At 67.8% G+C, this 17,259-nt stretch carries 17 protein-coding genes; 3 read left to right on the plus strand and 14 right to left on the minus strand.

Annotated features, from left to right (window positions below):
* Positions 1-13: 13 nt before the first annotated feature.
* The 5 genes from WKB88_RS06695 to modA form a co-directional block, all read right to left on the minus strand.
* Positions 14-1,267: a molybdopterin molybdotransferase MoeA gene (locus WKB88_RS06695; RefSeq protein WP_341393771.1), complete on the minus strand. Its 1,254-nt coding sequence runs from the start codon at positions 1,265-1,267 to the stop codon at positions 14-16.
* Positions 1,264-2,073: a tyrosine-protein phosphatase gene (locus WKB88_RS06700; protein ID WP_341393772.1), complete on the minus strand. Its 810-nt coding sequence runs from the start codon at positions 2,071-2,073 to the stop codon at positions 1,264-1,266. Before WKB88_RS06700 ends, WKB88_RS06695 begins: the two co-directional genes overlap by 4 nt.
* Positions 2,074-2,155: 82 nt before the next feature.
* The gene (locus WKB88_RS06705) at positions 2,156-3,694 is read right to left on the minus strand and encodes a molybdopterin-dependent oxidoreductase (RefSeq protein ID WP_341393773.1); all 1,539 of its coding nucleotides are present in this window, start codon (positions 3,692-3,694) and stop codon (positions 2,156-2,158) included.
* 50 nt (positions 3,695-3,744) lie between these two features.
* Positions 3,745-4,611 carry a molybdate ABC transporter permease subunit gene (locus tag WKB88_RS06710; RefSeq protein WP_341393774.1) on the minus strand — a complete coding sequence of 289 codons (867 nt, stop codon included), beginning with the start codon at positions 4,609-4,611 and terminating at the stop codon, positions 3,745-3,747.
* Between the two features lie 4 nt (positions 4,612-4,615).
* A complete protein-coding gene (gene modA / locus WKB88_RS06715) occupies positions 4,616-5,401 on the minus strand; it encodes a molybdate ABC transporter substrate-binding protein (protein ID WP_341393775.1) in 786 nt (261 codons plus the stop codon).
* A 38-nt stretch (positions 5,402-5,439) separates the two neighbouring features.
* On the opposite strand from modA, the gene moaA reads away from it, so the two are divergent.
* Together moaA and WKB88_RS06725 are read left to right on the plus strand one after the other, a co-directional pair.
* Positions 5,440-6,633, plus strand: a complete 1,194-nt coding sequence (moaA, locus tag WKB88_RS06720; protein ID WP_341393776.1) for a GTP 3',8-cyclase MoaA — start codon at positions 5,440-5,442, stop codon at positions 6,631-6,633.
* Complete coding sequence (locus WKB88_RS06725; RefSeq protein WP_341393777.1) at positions 6,634-6,915, plus strand: MoaD/ThiS family protein; 282 nt, start codon at positions 6,634-6,636, stop codon at positions 6,913-6,915.
* A 121-nt stretch (positions 6,916-7,036) separates the two neighbouring features.
* On the opposite strand, the gene WKB88_RS06730 is transcribed toward WKB88_RS06725, so the two are convergent.
* From WKB88_RS06730 to truB, 8 genes are all read right to left on the minus strand, one after another.
* The gene (locus WKB88_RS06730) at positions 7,037-8,434 is read right to left on the minus strand and encodes a M16 family metallopeptidase (RefSeq protein WP_445818881.1); all 1,398 of its coding nucleotides are present in this window, start codon (positions 8,432-8,434) and stop codon (positions 7,037-7,039) included.
* Entirely contained in the window at positions 8,435-10,657 is a 2,223-nt protein-coding gene (locus tag WKB88_RS06735; protein ID WP_341393778.1) for a polyribonucleotide nucleotidyltransferase, read from the minus strand. It lies immediately after the preceding gene.
* Positions 10,658-11,026: 369 nt separating this feature from the next.
* Complete coding sequence (gene rpsO, locus WKB88_RS06740; RefSeq protein WP_152221621.1) at positions 11,027-11,296, minus strand: 30S ribosomal protein S15; 270 nt, start codon at positions 11,294-11,296, stop codon at positions 11,027-11,029.
* A gap of 136 nt (positions 11,297-11,432) precedes the next feature.
* A complete protein-coding gene (locus WKB88_RS06745; protein ID WP_341393779.1) occupies positions 11,433-12,422 on the minus strand; it encodes a bifunctional riboflavin kinase/FAD synthetase in 990 nt (329 codons plus the stop codon).
* A 114-nt stretch (positions 12,423-12,536) separates the two neighbouring features.
* Positions 12,537-13,277, minus strand: coding sequence for a DUF4345 family protein (locus WKB88_RS06750; protein ID WP_341393780.1), 741 nt, complete (start codon positions 13,275-13,277; stop codon positions 12,537-12,539).
* A 105-nt stretch (positions 13,278-13,382) separates the two neighbouring features.
* On the minus strand, positions 13,383-13,832 hold the full coding sequence (locus WKB88_RS06755) for a hypothetical protein (RefSeq protein ID WP_341394231.1): 450 nt from the start codon (positions 13,830-13,832) through the stop codon (positions 13,383-13,385).
* 2 nt (positions 13,833-13,834) lie between these two features.
* Positions 13,835-14,209: a hypothetical protein gene (locus tag WKB88_RS06760; RefSeq protein WP_341393781.1), complete on the minus strand. Its 375-nt coding sequence runs from the start codon at positions 14,207-14,209 to the stop codon at positions 13,835-13,837.
* Positions 14,210-15,154 (minus strand): tRNA pseudouridine(55) synthase TruB, encoded by a 945-nt coding sequence (gene truB, locus WKB88_RS06765; RefSeq protein ID WP_341393782.1) that lies wholly within the window; start codon positions 15,152-15,154, stop codon positions 14,210-14,212. It lies immediately after the preceding gene.
* 191 nt (positions 15,155-15,345) lie between these two features.
* Here truB and WKB88_RS06770 point away from each other — a divergent pair, with 191 nt between their 5' ends.
* On the plus strand, positions 15,346-16,500 hold the full coding sequence (locus WKB88_RS06770) for a pyridoxal phosphate-dependent aminotransferase (RefSeq protein ID WP_341393783.1): 1,155 nt from the start codon (positions 15,346-15,348) through the stop codon (positions 16,498-16,500).
* Between the two features lie 84 nt (positions 16,501-16,584).
* On the opposite strand, the gene rbfA is transcribed toward WKB88_RS06770, so the two are convergent.
* Positions 16,585-17,052, minus strand: a complete 468-nt coding sequence (gene rbfA / locus WKB88_RS06775; protein WP_341393784.1) for a 30S ribosome-binding factor RbfA — start codon at positions 17,050-17,052, stop codon at positions 16,585-16,587.
* Positions 17,053-17,259 lie beyond the last annotated feature (207 nt).

Raw genomic sequence — 17,259 nt, forward strand, 5'->3', positions numbered from 1 at the left:
TTGAGCAATGCGGTTAGTTCAACAGCCATACTGTCACTTCCGTGCCGGCGGGCAGCGTCTGAACCCCGGCGGGGATGTGGACCAGGGCGTTGGAGGAAGCCAGGGCGTGCACCAGGTGTGAGCTCGGCCCGCCGATCAGCTCCACCCGGCCCGCCGTGCCCGGCTCGGCGGGGGCTGTGTAGCGGCCCCGCCGCACCTGGTGCTTGGCTGCGGGGCTGCTCGCTTGCCCGGTCAGGAGCGCCGGCAGCTCCGGGCGGGGCGCGGGGGAACCGGTCAGGGTGCCCAGCGCCGGACGCAGGAACACCTCGAAGGAGACCACGGAGCTGACCGGGTTGCCGGGAAAACCGAGAAAGGGAACGCCGTCAAGGGATCCGATTGCCTGCGGCCCGCCGGGCTGCATGGCAACCGGAAGGAACTGCACGCCCTCGGCGGCCAGGGCCAGCCGGACCACTTCGTAGGCCCCCATGCTGATACCGCCGGAGGTGAGCACCAGATCGACCCGGTGGCGGGCCAGGTCTTCGCGGAGCTGGGCCAGGAAGCGTTCCGGTGAGTCCGCCAGGATGCGGGTCCGAACCACCTCGGCACCGGCCTCCTGCAGGCTGACGGCGAGCAGCGTGGAGTTGGCGTCATGGATCTGCCCGGGGGCCAGTTCCTGCCCCGGTTCCACCACCTCGTCGCCGGTGCTGAGCAGCAGCACCCGGAACCGGGCACGGACCGGCACTGCGGGTATGCCCAGCGCAGCCAGCAGGCCCAGCTGCAGTGCGCCAAGGCGGGTGCCGGCCGGCAGGGCCAGGGCCCCGGCGCGGATGTCGCTGCCTGCAGTGCGGATAAAGTCTCCGGCGGCGGCACCGGCGGGAAAGCTCACCGTGGCCCCGGGGCGGTCCCGGTCCGGAAAAAACGCGTTGGGCACGGCACGTTCGATGGGTACGACGGCGTCGGCTCCGGCCGGCAGCATGGCACCGGTCATAATCGGAGCGGCAGCTCCCGGAGCCAGGGCGGGAGCAGCAATGCCTGCGGCAATCGGCTCACTCACGCGCAGCGGCACGGCGTTTCCCGGGGCGGACCCGAGGTCGGCCGTACGGACCGCATAACCGTCCATCTGGGAATTGTCGAAGGGAGGGAGACTTCCCGGTGCGTGCACGTCCGCGGCCAGCACCCTGCCTGCTGCCGCCGCCAGCTGCAAAGTCTCGGAGCGCTCCGGTGCAGCCAGGCCGGATTTCAGGAGCCGGAGCACCGCGTCCCGGTGTTCTTCCACCGTCCGCGTCACTGCCGGCTCCGCAGCCGCCGGTGCAGCGTGCCCAGCTCGTCGTCCGTCAGGCCGCCGGAGCGCAGGTACTCCGCCGCACCCCCGTGTTCTTCGCTCACCCACGCCAGTGCCTGGGTGATGGCACCGGCAGGCGCGCCGGTCACCAACGCCGCCACGTCCTCCGTCAGGGGAACGCCCAGGTCCTTGATCATCCCGAGCATCCGGTCGGACCACTCCCCCGCGAGGTTGGCCTCGCTCTGCCGGTAGTCGGCCACCACCGCTTCCGGTTCCACGCCGACGGCGCTTAGGATCAGCGCCACTGCCACGCCGGTGCGGTCCTTCCCCGCTGTGCAGTGCACCAGCGTCGCGGAACCTTCCCCGGTGCCCGCCACCCGGCGGGCTGTCTCGGCAAACACGGTGCCGGCGTCCTGCAGCATCCCGGTGTAAAGGCCGCCCAGCGTCGGCAGCTGTGCCACGGCGGCCTGCACCGCCCGGGCGGCGGCTTCCGGGTCGCCGGACTGGCGGGCGCGCTGCATCCCTTCCTGGGCGGCTCCGGTGAAGGCGCCCTCAAACAGCGGCAGGTCCACCCGGGTGAAGGAGCGGGCCGCGGGCAGCCGGTCCGTTGCCATGCGCTGCTCGGCAGGTGTCCGCAGATCGATGATCACCTCGATCTCCGACTCGGCCAGGCTTGCCAGCCCGCGGGGAGTCAGCCCGCTGAGGGCATCGGACCGGTAGAGGACTCCGGGGGCGCTTCGGCCTCCTCCGGCCAGCGGCAGCCCGCCGGTGTCGCGGAAATTGACAGTGCCTTCCAGAGCGGTGATCGTCACAAACCGAGCCTAGCCCATCCCTTCGGCTGCGGCCGTGCTACAGCCGAAGGCACCGGTTCCGGGAGCCGGGCCTGCTGCGGGATCACCTGACGGCCAGGCGAATGGTGTGCAGGCCGGTGGCGCCGTCGGGGACCACGGGCCGCACGTCCCCGTCCTGCTCTGCTCCGGCCGCGTCCACGGCGCGCACGGTGACAACGTGGTCCCCGGAGCCCAGGTCCAGGACCGCGGACCACTGCACCCAGGTGTCCACCGAGATGCCGGAGGCCAGCTCCGCATCCTGCCAACGGCCGTCGTCGACCCTTACCTGCACCCCGCGGATGCCGGTGTGCTGCGCCCAGGCCATGCCGGCAACGGTCACGGCGCCGGGCTCCACCGACGCGCGGTCGGAGGGGGTGTCGATGCGGGAGGAGAGCTTGACGGGCCCTCGTTCGGTCCAGCCCCGCTCGGTCCAGTAGGCCGTTTCCTCGCTGAACCGGGTCACTTTCAGCTCGGTGACCCACTTGGTAGCCGAAACATAGCCGTACAGCCCCGGCACCACCAGCCGCACCGGAAACCCGTGTTCCAGCGGCAGCGGCTCGCCGTTCATTCCCACGGCGAGCAACGCGTCACGAGAATCGGTCAGTGCTTCGAGCGGGGTGGAGGCCGTCCAGCCGTCGCGGCTGGTGGACAGCACCATGTCGGCGCCCTCCCGGACTCCGGCGGCTGCCAGGAGGTTCCGCACCGGCCAGCCCAGCCATTTGGCGTTGCCGATCAGGCTTCCGCCCACCTCGTTGGAGACGCAGGCCAGCGTCATGTAGCTTTCCTGCAGGGGCTTGGCCAGCAGTTCGGCGAAGCTGATTTCAACCTCGCGGTCCACCATGCCCGTCACCGCCAGGCTCCACTGCTCCGAGTTGACCAGCGGCACGCTCAGCGCGGTGTCGATCCGGTAGAACTCGGCCGCGGGGGTGAGCACCGGGTCCAGTCCGCTGATGCCCAGTTCCGCTCCGGCAGGGATGGGCGGTGCAGGGGTCACCGGGGCGGGCAGGACAACGCCGTCGCGCAGGGAAACCGTGGTGATCTGCCCTGCCCGCGAGGTGCCTGCCAGGGCGCCCGCCGCGACGGCTACGCCGGCTCCGCCGCCGACCCCGAGCAGCACGTCCCGCCGCCGGGCACCCGCTTCGTCCGGGGCCGCGGCGCCCCACCTGCGGATGCGGGCCAGGAAGGCCCGCAGCACCGGAACGCCCACGGCCACCGCCAGCAGCGGCGGCAGCAGGGACAGCACGCTTATCTGCGGGCGGGACAGTACGGCAGCCAGCCCAGCAGTTCCGAACAAGGCCACGACGACGGCGCCCGCCGGCGGCCGGCGCAGCTCCAGGATCCCGGCGGCGGCGGCGAAAACCGCGATCACGGCCGCCATGGCCACGAGGAACGCCGCTTTGTCGGCGGTGCCGAACAGGCTGATCGCCCAGTCCTTGACCGGCGCCGGCATCGCGTCGATGACCACCGATCCCACCGCGCTCACCGGTGACAGGGACGGGCTCAGCAGTGCTGCGGAGAGCTCCCCGGCGGCCACGGCCAGCCCGGCCGCCGCCAGTCCCGCCGCGGCCGACCACAGGGAAAGGAACCGGTCAGTGCCGTTCATGGGGCTCATTTCTGTTGGTGCTGCATGATGTGTTGCCGGTGCGCCGGGAGTCAGCGCGGCACCAGCAGCCCAACCCCCAGCCGGGCAACTGCCAGCAGCACCAGGTACAACGAGATCAGGATCAGGCAGATTCCCAGCGCAATTTCAGGCTGGTTGGAGTTCAGGCTCAATTCGATCTGCAGCGGCAGGGTCCGGGTGCGGCCCTCGATGCTGCCGGCGAACGTGATGGTGGCGCCGTATTCACCCAGCGACCGTGCGAAAGCCAGCAGCGCCCCCACAATGATGCCGGGCAGGGCCAGCGGAACGGTGATGTAGCGCAGGATCGCCGTTGGACCGGCGCCGGAGGTGGCGGCAGCCATTTCCAGGTCATGGTCCACAGCCCGCAGGCTGCTCAGGGAGGCCACGACAAAGAAAGGCAGGGAAACAAATACCTGGACGATCAGCACTGCGGCGGGCGAGTACCCCACTCCCAGACCGGCGGATTCCAGGAACCGGCCGGCCAGCCCCTGCCGCCCCCAGAAGTAGAGCAGGGCGATGCCCGAAACAACGGGAGAGAGAACCAGCGGTATCAGCAGGATCCCGCGCAGCACCTGCATCCACGGCCCGGCCAGCTTGCTGAAGAGCACGGCCAGGGGCAGCCCAAGCACCACGCAGATGAGCGTTGACCCCACGGAGGTGGTCACGGACAGGAGCAGGGCGGTGCGGGCCTCGGGCGCGCTGAGCAGCGACCCGAGGGAAGCGAAGGGAACATTCAGCAGAAGCGCCGCCACCGGCCCTGCGCAGAACAGCAGCGCCAGGGACGCCGGAATCCACAGCCACCCGGGAGTGGTGGCCCGGGCTCCGCGGGTCATGCCGACCGCCCGGGAGGCAGCGGAGCGGCGGGGCAGCCCGCCGGTCCCCCGCCGTCGTGCTTTCACCGCATCAGGCACCGGGCGGCCGGAAGCCTGCGTCGCGGAGGATGCCGGCGGCTTCCTCCCCTGCAAGCCACTCGTAGAATCGGACAGCTGCCTCATGCTCTGCTCCCTCCGCGGTCAGGGCCGCGGGGTACTGGTTGGGTTCGGGATCATTCACTTCAAGATACGTCACCCCTTGGTTCGCAGCCGAGAGCGCATCGGTTTGGTACACCAGCCCGGCGTCGGCCTGGCCGCTCGCCACCTTGGTCAGGACCGACCGCACACTGTCCTCGCGGCTTTCACCCGACAGCTCCACGCCCGCGGCACCGAGGACCCGCTCCGCGGAACGGCCGCAGGGAACCGACGGCGCGCATACGGCTGTCCGGGCCGCCCCGCCGGACAGATCGGACAGGTCGGACAGCGAGGTGACGCCCGCGGGGTTCCCCGGAGCCAGTGCCAGGACGGTCGTGTTGCCGGCCACCGCCTGCTCCCGCTCGATCAGTCCCTCGGCCCGGACCGCATCCAGCGCCTCCAGATCCGCGGCAATGACGACGTCGGCCGGGGCACCGGCGAGAAGTTGGCCTGAGAGCTGGGCGCTGGAGCCGAGGTTGGTGCGCAGGCGGCCGCCGCCGTCGTAGGCTTCATTCATAGCCGTCATCACATCCGTAAGCGATGCGGCTGCGAATACGGTAACGACAGGGCTTTCCGGCGTCCCGGCGGAGCCTCCGGGTGAAGGACCGGAACAGCCGGCGGTTCCGGCAAGCAGGACGGCGGACAGAGCGATGATGTGCTGACGCCGACGGATAAAACGCATTGATAGAGCCTAACCGCGAAAGGGCGTAGCCTCGACCCATGGGAATCCAGCTGGGAATGCCGTCCATCGGCGCGCCGCTGACCGGCGAACCGTCCACCACACCCGCGTCGGGTGCCCCTGCGGCGGGCTGCGCGCCCGTCGAAACCCCCGCAGCCGAACCGCGGGCAGCGGCCGGAGCGGCTGCGGCTGCCGGGGTCCGGACCGCCGACGGCCTGCTGGACCGCTACGGCCGGCGCGCCACCGACATGCGGCTCTCGCTCACGGACAAGTGCAACCTGCGCTGCACTTACTGCATGCCTGCAGAGGGGCTGGACTGGCTGGCCAAGGACAAGGTCCTGACCGCCGCCGAGATTATCCGGCTGGTGGGAATCGGCGTGGACACGCTCGGCGTCCGGGAACTGCGGCTGACCGGCGGCGAACCGCTGGTGCGGGCCGACCTGGTGGATATTGTGGCCGGGATCCGCGCCAACCATCCGGAGCTGCCGATTTCGCTGACCACCAACGCACTGGGGCTGGACAAGAAGGCACAGGCACTCAAGGATGCCGGGCTGAGCCGGATCAACGTCTCCCTGGACTCCCTGCATCCGGATACCTTCGCCCAGCTGACCCGCCGCCCGTTCCTGGGCCGGGTCCTGGCCGGCGTCGAGGAAGCGTCGCGGGTGGGGCTGGGGCTCATCAAGATCAACGCCGTGCTGATGCGCGGGATCAACGACGTCGAATCCCCCGACCTTCTGGAATGGGCGGTCAGCCGCGGTTTCGAGCTGCGCTTCATCGAGCAGATGCCCCTGGACGCGGACCACGGCTGGACCCGGGAGGGCATGATTACCGCCGCGGAAATCCGCAGCCGCCTGGAGCGCGACTTCATCCTCACCCCGGATCCGCGGGGGCGCGACGGCGCTCCGGCCGAACGCTGGGAAGTCAGGCGCCGCACCGCCCCCGGGACCGTGGCCGGAACCGTGGGCATCATCGCCTCGGTCACCGAACCGTTCTGCGCCGACTGCCGGCGGACCCGGATCACGGCCGAGGGCAGCGTGCGCAGCTGCCTGTTTTCGCATGAGGAAACCGACCTGCGCCAGCTGCTGCGCTCGCCGGAAGTCGGCGACGCCGAGGTGGCGGCCCGGTGGCAGGACGCCATGTGGGGCAAACCCAAGGCACACGGAATGGACCATACGGGTCTGGGCGACGCTGACTACGTGCAGCCGGACCGGACCATGAGCGCGATAGGCGGCTGAATGCTGATTCGATACTTTGGCGCCGCAAAGGCTGCCTCGGGGGTGGAGGAGGAGATCCTCTCCGCCGACTATCCCGGCGGCGTACCTGCCGGTGCATCCCTGAACGACCTGCTGGAATTCCTGGGCGCCCGCCACCCGAAGGCACCGGCGGACACTCCCCCGCTCAAGAGCGTAATCTCCCGCAGCACCTTTCTGGTCAACGGCTACGCGGCCCGCGACCGGTCGATGGCCCTGGATTCCGGCGACACAGTGGACATCCTCCCGCCCTTCGCCGGCGGCTAACCTCCCCACCCCTAAACCACCCGAGTTAAACCACCCGAGATGTCAGAAAGTGCGCTTCCCAAGGCTGGGAAGCGCACTTTCTGACATCTCGCGGAGCGGGACGGGAGGTGAATATCGGAAGTTAGAAGCCCAGTTCCGCCGCAGACTTGAACGGTCCCACAATCGTGATGGTCCGCGGGGCGGCGGCCAGCTCGGCGGCCAGCGCCTGAACTTCCTCGGCCGTGACGGCACCGATGCGGGCCAGGGACTCATCAATATCGATGAATTCCCCGCTGACGAGTTCCGCGCGGCCCAGACGGGACATGCGCGAGCTGGAGTCTTCCAGCGCCATGACCATGCCGCCGGCGATCTGCCCGCGGGCCTTCTTCAGTTCGGCCTTGTCCACGCCGTCGGCTGCCAGGCGCTCCAGTTCCGAACCCATCAGGTCGATGACCTGGCGGGTTTTTGCCGGTGAGCAGCCGGCGTACATGCCGAAGTAACCGGCATCGGCGTAGGACGCGGAGAAGGAATACGTGGAGTAGACCAGTCCGCGCTTTTCGCGGATCTCCTGGAACAGGCGCGAGGACATGCCGCCGCCCAGGATGGTGTTCAGGACGCTCATGGCGAACCGGCGGTCATCGGTGGCCGTCAGCGACGGGCAGCCCATGACCACGTTGGCCTGCTCCACCGGCCGGTTGATGACCTGGACTCCGGCGGTGCCGGTGATGACCGCGGGCTCGGTGCTGCGGCGCGGGGCGGGCGAAGCATCCTCGGAAAGGTCCCAGCCGGCCTTCTTCAAAGCGTCGAGCACCAGGGCGCAGACCTCGTCGTGCTCCAGCCCGCCGGCAGCGGTGACCACCAGTTCGGTGGGCCGGTAGTAGCGGCGGTAGTGCTCCAGCACCGCTTCGCGCGGCACGCTCATGATCGCTTCGGGAGTGCCGCCGATCGGACGCCCCAGGGCGTGGTCGCCCAGGACTGCTTCGGCGAACTTCTCGTGGCACAGGTCCGCGGGATCATCGGCATCCATGGCAATTTCTTCCAGGATGACGTCGCGTTCCTGTTCCAGCTCCTCCGGGTCCAGGACTGCGGAGGTGATCATGTCGGTGATGACGTCGATGGCCATCGGCAGATCGGTGTCCAGCACCCGTGCGTAGTAGCAGGTGCTTTCCTTGGCCGTTGCTGCGTTGGATTCCCCGCCGACCTCGTCAAAGGCCAGCGCGATGTCCAGCGCGGAACGGCGCGTGGTGCCCTTGAACAGCAGGTGCTCAAGGAAGTGTGTGGAGCCGTGCCGGCCCGCGGCTTCGTCCCGCGAGCCGACACCAACCCAAAAGCCGATGGTCGCGCTCCGCTGGCCGGGCATCGCTTCGGTCAGCACGCGCACTCCGCCCGGAAGGACGGAACGGCGCACGACGGCGCCTCCCGGAGTTCCCATCACGAGGGACGGGTCGCCGGGAAGAATGGTCAGCGGAAGGCGGACAACCGTCCCCGACGCCGGAGCATGTCCGGCGTCGGGGACGGTTCCGTCAGCAATATGTGACATTTACTCTGCGGACTCGGTTTCTGCTGCTTCGCCTTCGGCTTCTTCAGCAACAACCGGGGAGAGGGAGAGCTTGCCGCGGTCATCGATCTTGGTGATTTCCACCTGGATCTTCTGGCCCACGGAGACAACCTCATCGACGTTGTCAACGCGCTTGCCGCCGGCGAGCTTGCGCAGCTCGGAGATGTGCAGCAGGCCGTCCTTGCCCGGGGTCAGGGAAACAAAGGCACCGAAAGTGGTGGTCTTTACTACCGTACCGAGGTAACGCTCGCCGATCTCGGGGACCTGCGGGTTGGCGATCGCGTTGATCGCCGCGCGGGCAGCCTCGGCGGAACCGCCGTCGGTTGCACCGATCAGGACCGTGCCGTCATCTTCAATGGAGATGTCAGCGCCGGTGTCTTCCTGAATCTGGTTGATCATCTTGCCCTTCGGGCCAATGACCTCGCCGATCTTATCCACGGGGATCTTCACCGAGATGATCCGCGGCGCGAACTCGGAAAGCTCGTCCGGGGTATCGATCGCGGCGTCCATGACACCGAGGATGTGCAGGCGTGCCTCGCGGGCCTGCTTCAGCGCTGCTGCCAGCACGGAAGCGGGGATGCCGTCGAGCTTGGTGTCCAGCTGGATGGCCGTGACGAACTCGGCGGTACCGGCAACCTTGAAGTCCATGTCGCCGAAGGCATCTTCGGCACCGAGGATATCGGTCAGGGCGGCGTAGCGGGTTTCGCCGTCAACCTGGTCGGAAACCAGGCCCATGGCGATGCCGGCAACCGGAGCGCGCAGCGGAACACCGGCGTTGAGCATGGACAGCGTGGAGGCGCAGACCGAACCCATGGAGGTGGAACCGTTGGAGCTCAGGGCTTCGGAGACCTGGCGGATGGCGTACGGGAATTCTTCACGCGTCGGCAGCACCGGCATGAGCGCGCGCTCTGCCAGGGCACCGTGGCCGATTTCGCGGCGCTTGGGCGAACCCACGCGGCCGGTTTCACCGGTGGAGTACGGCGGGAAGTTGTAGTTGTGCATGTAGCGCTTGCGCGTTACCGGCGACAGCGAGTCGATCTGCTGTTCCATCTTCAGCATGTTCAGCGTGGTGACGCCCAGGATCTGGGTTTCGCCGCGCTCGAAGATGGCTGAACCGTGCACGCGGGGCAGAACCTCAACCTCGGCGGTCAGCTGACGGATATCCGTCAGGCCGCGGCCGTCGATGCGGATCTGGTCCTTCAGGATGCGCTGGCGCACAACCTGCTTGGTGACCGAGCGGAAAGCTGCGGAGATTTCCTTCTCGCGGCCTTCGAACTTCTCGGAGAGCGAAGCAACAACTTCGTCCTTGAGTTCGTCGGCGGCGATGTCGCGCTCCTGCTTGTCAGCGATCGAGAAGACCTTGGCCAGCTTTTCAGCGGCTGCGGCTTCCACGGCTTCGTAGACGTCGTCCTGGTAGTCCAGGAAGATCGGGAACTCGACGGTGGGCTTGGCGGCGCGTGCTGCCAGGTCCGCCTGTGCCTCGCACAGGGCCTTGATGAACGGCTTGGCCGCTTCGAGGCCTTCTGCAACAACCTCTTCGGTCGGGGCGGTGGCGCCCTCTTCCTTGATGAGGTTCCAGGCGGCGTCGGTGGCTTCGGCTTCAACCATCATGATGGCGACGTCGTCACCGGCAATGCGGCCGGCAACCACCATGGAGAACACGGCGCGCTCCAGTTCGGAGTGCTTCGGGAAGGCAACCCACTGGCCGTCGATCAGGGCAACGCGGACGCCGCCGATCGGGCCGGAGAACGGCAGGCCGCTCAGCTGGGTGGACATGGAGGAAGCGTTGATCGCCACGACGTCGTAGAGCACGTCGGGGTTGATCGCCAGGACGGTGACCACAATCTGGACCTCGTTGCGCAGGCCCTTGACGAAGGCGGGGCGCAGCGGGCGGTCCATCAGGCGGCAGGCCAGGATGGCTTCGGTGGACGGGCGGCCTTCGCGGCGGAAGAACGAGCCCGGGATGCGGCCGGCAGCGTACATGCGCTCCTCGACGTCCACGGTCAGCGGGAAGAAGTCGAAGCCTTCACGCGGGGACTTGCCGGCGGACGTGGCCGACAGCAGGACGGTGTCATCGTCGATGTAGACAGTGGCTGCGCCTGCAGCCTGCTGGGCCAGACGGCCGGTTTCGAAGCGGATGACGCGCTGGCCGTACTTGCCGTTGTCAATAACGGCTTCTGCGAACTGAATTTCGGGACCCTCCATAGAGAGTCACCTCCGTTTCTTCGTTGGCGGAGGCATCCAGCATCGTCCCAATAAACGCGTAACCGCGCGGAGGCGGTTCGGTTCAACACCCGGTCTTCGATCGAGGTCCACGGGCACAAACTCCCGGAGACCACTACCGAGGACCGCGAATGCTGCGATGCTGGCTGACTCCTATTGATGTTTTGCTTGGTACTGCTGTGTTACTGGTCCTGCCGGTACTGCGGTGCGGCTCCCGGCTGCTGCCGGAGTGCCGCGCTGCGTAGTGCCTGGATCATTCAACGGCGGGTGCGCTTCCGGTCAAAGCCGGTGTCCATGTCCGCCTGAAAAAGGGCGGCTCCCGCGAGAACGCAGGGCCGCCCTCTCCAAAGACTACTTGCGCAGGCCGAGGCGCTCGATGAGCGCACGGTAGCGGGTGATGTCCGTCTCTTTCAGGTACGAAAGCATACGACGACGGCGACCAACCAGGGCCATCAGGCCGCGGCGGGTGTGGTGGTCATGCTTGTGCATCTTCAGGTGTTCCGTCAGGTCGAGGATACGGCGCGAAAGCACAGCAACCTGCACCTCGGGCGAACCGGTGTCGCCTTCGGCCCGAGCGTATTCCTTGATGATTTCCTGCTTGACTACGGGGTCAAGTGCCAATGTAACTCTCCTAGAGTTGTGCCGTGAGGCCCGAATCAGCACTTCGCTGCCGGGAATCCCCGCGCCTGCCGGAGAAAACCCCGGATGACGCAAAGAAATTCAGCCGCCACGGACCGCAGCCGAATTTGAACCCAGTTTACCTGTCCGCGCCGTGATCTGTCGAAAGGACGTCCCTGGTGCGCGCCACGTCCAGGCGCATCTGCTCGATCAGGGCTTCGGGGCCGGTATAGGCGACCATGCCGCGCAGCCGTTCCACGAACTCCACCACTACGTGCTGACCGTAGAGGTCAAAGTCGCTGATCTTCTCGTGCGGGCGGTCGATCACGTGTGCTTCAACCTGGCGGCTGACGCCGTCGAAGGTCGGGTTGGATCCCACGGAGACGGCTGCGGGCCAGCGGGTGCCGGATTCGTCAACGAGCCATCCGGCGTAGATTCCGTCGGCGGGGATCAGGCCGGTTGCTTCGGGTGCCAGGTTGGCGGTGGGGAAGCCCAGTTCGCGGCCGCGGGCGGCGCCGTGCACCACTTCGCCGCGCATCCGGTGGGTGCGTCCGAGCAGGCGCGCCGCGGTCCGCACGTCGCCGCTGCGCAGCGCTTCCCGGATCCAGGTGGAGGAGCAGCGGCGTCCCCCGGATGCGGCGGGGCCGTCCGGCAGGGCGCCGAAGTCCTCGACGGCCTGCACTTCAAAGCCCAGCCGGCTGCCCAGTTCACGCATCGTCTCCAGGTCACCGGCATTGCCGCGGCCAAAGCGCACGTCATGCCCGATGACGACGGCGCAAACGCGCAGTCCCTCCACAAAGACCCGGCGGACAAATTCCTCCGGCGTCAGGGACGCCAGCTGCAGGTCGTAGTGCATCATGAGGAGCCCGTCCAGGCCGGTGGCGGCCAGGGCCTCGCGGCGGTCCAGCGGTCCCATGATGAGCTCCGGCGCCGCCTCGGGGCGGTGCACCTGGGCCGGATGGGGGTCAAAGGAGATGGCCACTGCGGCGGCGTCCTTTTCGCGGGCCACCTTCACCAGGCGGTCCAGCACATGCTGGTGCCCCAGGTGAACGCCGTCGAAGTTGCCGATCGTGACTACTGTCGGACCGATGCCGGCAGGAACCTCCGCCAGGTCATTCCAGTAGTACACACAGGCTCCTTAAGACAGGTTCGGTCACGGCGGTGCCGCGGCGTTGGGGCCGGCAACAGCGCGGAGCGGAAACCGGACCTAACCATTATTGCCGAAAATACTGCCGGAAATGACTCAGCCCTGCGTGCCGCCTGCAGCTGCACCGTCCGCGCGGCCTGCGGAGCCCTCGCTGAATTCGCGCTTCAGCTCGCTGGTCTTGGCAATGAACCGGTGCCAGACCAGCAGGGCAGGCGGGAAGGCCAGTTCCAGGATCATCAGGATGATCATGGTGTAGTGCGGGGTTCCGCTGAAGGCCCAGGACAGCACGCGGCCGATCCCGCCGAGGAAGACCATGAGGCAGACCAGCCACAGCATGTTGGCCCACTGGAATTTCACCGCAATGGCGATGAACGCCGCACCCACGCCCACCATCATGGCGGAGAAGAACCGGAACTGGGACTCGAGGGAAGCGTTGACCTCTCCGCCTCCGGTGTCCGGAACTCCGGCGGTCCCGGTGGTGAGGTAGTAGATGCCGACGGCGGCGACCAGGATTCCCACTCCAATGACGACGGCGCGGAAGACACCCCAGTCATCGCTGCTCTTGTAGGGCTTGGCCTTGGACTTGGCCTGCTGTTTCCCGCCCTGGCCGTCACCGCCGCCGGTTCGCTTGCCGGCCGGCGGAATCTGCAGCTTTTCCGTTGGCCGAACGCTCTGCCCGGACGCCGGGACGGAGGGCTTCCGTCCCGAGGTCCCGCCGGTCGAAGCGGAGGTCTGATCCGCAGGCGGCGAAGAGGGCTGTCCCGTGGGGGGCTGGGCGGGCTGCGCCGGGCCGGATCCGCCGTGGCGATCACTGGGTGTTGCTGCCGGGTTGCTCATGATTCCCCCTGAAGGAGTCGAAAACCTGCCGTGTGTGATGCTTTCTTCTGCCATCGTCTCACGCAGCACAACGCCCGTGGGCGCATCGCAGACGGCGGTTTGGGGTCAGGAGTCTTTGGCAGCGCCGCGGTGCCGGTACAGCCACCACAGCCCCAGGGCCGGCAGCAGCAGCGGCACGTAGCCGTAGCCGGATCCGAAGCCGGACCACACGGTGTCATCGGGAAGGGCTCCCGGGCTGACCAGCCCGAAGACTCCGACAGCCAGCACACCGAGCATCTCGATGCTGACCGCGGCAACGGACACCTTGTAGGCTCCGGGCCCGGACCGTGCCAGCCCCACTGTGGCCACAATGTAGACCACGGCGGCAAACGCCGACAGCAGGTAGGCCACCGGGGCGTGGTCAAACTTGGTGGCAATCTGGAAGCCCGCACGGGCCGTGGCCGCCAGCGCGAAGACCGCGTAGACGGCTACCAGCAGCCTGCCGGGGCCGGCGTTGCGGCCGGCAGGCTCGGCTGCTGCCGGCCCGTCGGGGGAATTGTGTTCGGGGTTGTTCATTTTCATGCGAGGGGTGCTCCGTCCCAGATTTGTTCCATACGGAACAACATGACAAACACGGTGATGCCGACGGCACCAAGGACCAGGTTGCTCCAGCGGCTGCGGTCCATCAGCGACCACCAGATGGCGCCGACCGGAATCAGCACGGCGGTGAAGAGGTAGCCCCAGAACTCCCAGACTTCGCCCGCCACGCCTTCCCCGCCCAGCTGGCGGATCACGCCGAAGACTGCGTAGACCAGCAGGAACAGCTCCACGGCGGCGACAGAGAGGATGGTGAGGTCATTGGGGCCGTGCTTCAGGATGGCCGCCCCGAAGCAGAGCACAACCGACACCAGGCACACGATGGTGCCCACGATGAACATCGGATCAACAACCACCTAGGCCTCGTTTCCCGGTGCGAAGACCAGCAGGGCCTTGGCATAGGCGGCAGGAAACTCCGCTCCCGCGGGGCCGCGGTTTTCAAGCAGGGCAACCAGCGTCCCGCCGGGGGCAAACGCAGCGACGGGGGCGCCGGCGTCGGCTTCGGGGACGCCCGTGGCCGACGGCGGGACCCGGCGTCCGTGGGAAAGATCCGTTGCCTCCGAGGCACTGAGCTCACGGACCGGAAACAGGGCCCGGGCGGCGTCGTCGAGCTCCAAAACCGAGAGGTTCTCGGCCAGCTGCTCCAGGGTTGCCGCCTGCTCCACGCTGTACGGGCCCACGCAGGTGCGCCGCAGCGCGGTCAGGTGCCCGCCCACTCCGAGTGCGGCTCCCAGGTCCCGGGCCAGGGCACGGATATAGGTGCCGGAGGAGCATTCAACGGTGACGTCGATGTCGCGCAGCTTGCCGCCGGCCTCCCGGCGGATGCCGTGGACCTCGAAGCGGGAGACCGTGACGGGACGGGCGGGGAGATTGACCTCTCCCCCGGCGCGTACGCGCGCATAGGACCGTTCGCCGTTGACCTTGATGGCGCTGACGCTGCTGGGAACCTGCTGGATGTCGCCGGTCAGCTCTGCCACCGCGGCCATGATCTCTTCATCCGTCACGGCCGCGGCGATGGTCTCGGCCGTGATCTCTCCCTCGGCGTCGTCGGTGACGGTGGACTGGCCGAGCCGGATGGTGGCTTCGTAGGTCTTGGACGTGCCCACAATGTAGGTCAGGAGCCGGGTGGCTTTGTTGATGCCGACCACCAGCACTCCCGTGGCCATCGGGTCCAGTGTCCCCGCGTGCCCCACTTTTCGGGTTCCCGCTAGTTTCCGCAGGCGGCCAACCACATCGTGGCTGGTCCATCCCTGCGGCTTGTCAACAATAATCAGCCCTGAACGGACCTGCCCGGAATTCACGCCTTTCAGTATATGCGGCGCCGGCCCGCTGTTCCTGACGCCGGCCTTCCCCGCGGCTCTCCGCCCCGGTCCTCCTCCCCTGCCAACCTGCGGGGCCCCGCCGTTTCCGGCTCCGCCGTTTCCGGGCCCGCCGTTTCCGGCTCCGCCGGCAGCGTTCGCGACTCCTGCCGGGACGGCGATAGCATGCGGGTATGCCTGAGCTCTCGCCGCACGTCCGGAATGCCGCTGCCAACCAGATCCGTGAGATCACCCAGGCTGCGTGGGCGCAGCCCAACTCGATTGTGCTCAGCATCGGCGAGCCGGGCTTTCCCACCCCGCCTCACATCCTGGAAGCCGCGCAGGCCACGCTGGGCCGGGATGAAACCGGCTACACCCCCAATGCCGGCATTGCCCCGCTGCGGGCCGCCTTCGCTGAGCGCACCGGCCGGCAGAACGGGCTTGAGGTATCCCCCGGCAGGGCTTTCGTCACGGCCGGCGCGCAGCAGGGCCTGCATCTGGCCATGAGCATGCTTCTGGATGCCGGAGACGAGATCCTGATTCCCAATCCCGGCTATCCGACGTTCGCGATGACGGCGCGGCTGCTCCACGCCGAGCCGGTGGAATATCCGCTGTACCCCGAGCACGATTTCCAGCCGCACATCGCCGACATTGAAGCGCTCATTACCGACCGCACCCGGGTGCTGCTCCTGAATTCGCCCTCCAATCCCCTGGGTGCGGTCTTCAGCACCGACCTGGTCCGGGACCTCGTGGAGCTCGCGCGGCGCCGGGACCTGTGGATCATTTCCGATGAATGCTACGAAGCGTTCACCTACGACGTCCCGCATGTGAGCCCGCTGGCATACGACGGCGACGGCGGGGAGCGCGTGATCGTCTCCCTCACGCTGTCCAAGACGTACGGTTTGACCGGGCTGCGCATCGGCGCCCTGATCACCCCGGCAGGCCTGGAAACCCGGATGAGCACGGTCATGGAGTCGATCGTCTCGTGCGTGGCGTCGCCCTCGCAGTACGCGGCGCTGGCCGCGCTCACCGGTCCGCAGGACTACGTCAGCGCAGCGGCCGCCCATTACCGCACCAACCGGGATGCGGCGTCGGCCGTCCTGGATGCCAAAGGCATTCCGTACCTGAAGGCGCAGGGCGCCTTTTACCTCTGGGCGGACCTGTCCCATGCAGCGGAGGGCAATGTGCGTGACTGGTCCCGGAAATTCCTGGCGGAGGAAGGGGTTGCCGTAGCACCGGGGACGGCCTTCGGTTCCATCGGAGAAGGCTGGATCCGGATTGCCCTGTGCGGCGGGAGCGCGGACCTGGTGGCCGGGCTGAGCCGCCTGCCGGCCCGGGCGTCGGCCTAACTCCTGCAGCACCGGCACCTTACGACAAAAGGAGAGGGGGCGGTCCCCGTCCGGGACCGCCCCCTCTCCTTTGCCTGGCCGACGCTACTTGCTGTCGGGGCCGGCCGGTGTTTCCTCGTCGTCTTCGTCGAAGTCCTCGTCCTTGCGGTACGGGTCGGCGTCGCCGGCGTACGTGGCGCCTTCCTTGAGGGCTTCGAGCTCCGCGTCGCGCTTCTTGGCGGCGCGGATGAGTTCCTCCAGGTGGCTGGCGTTTACCGGAATTTCGTCGGGAACGAATTCCAGCGTGGGCGTCAGGCGCACGGTGATGTTCTTGCCAACCTCGGCGCGCAGGATTCCGCGCGCGGACTCCAGGGCGGCCTTGGTTTCTGCCTGCTGGACCTCGTCGCCAAAGACCGTGTAGTACAGGGTCGCGTGCTGCAGGTCATTGGTAACGCGGGCATCGGTGAGGGTCACAAACCCCAGCCGGGGATCCTTGATCCGCCGTTCCAGCGCCTGGGCAACTACAACCTTGATTCGGTCAGCGAGCTTCGCAGCGCGTGCTGGATCTGCCATTACCTCTCCTTTTTTAAGATTTCTCGGATCGTACAACGACGGCGGCGCGGGCCAGCAAATCGTGTACGTCATGTGTCATGCGCGGACGGGCCGGACGTCGGGCCGCGCCGGGCCGCGGACGGTCACCGGGCCGCCTGCAACGCGCGGGCGCGGCAGGCGGGTTCGGTACCGCTCCCCGGCAGGGGACCGAAACCGGCCGTCCCGCCG

This window comes from Arthrobacter sp. G119Y2, from assembly GCF_038069765.1.
Classification (GTDB): Bacteria; Actinomycetota; Actinomycetes; order Actinomycetales; family Micrococcaceae; genus Arthrobacter_B.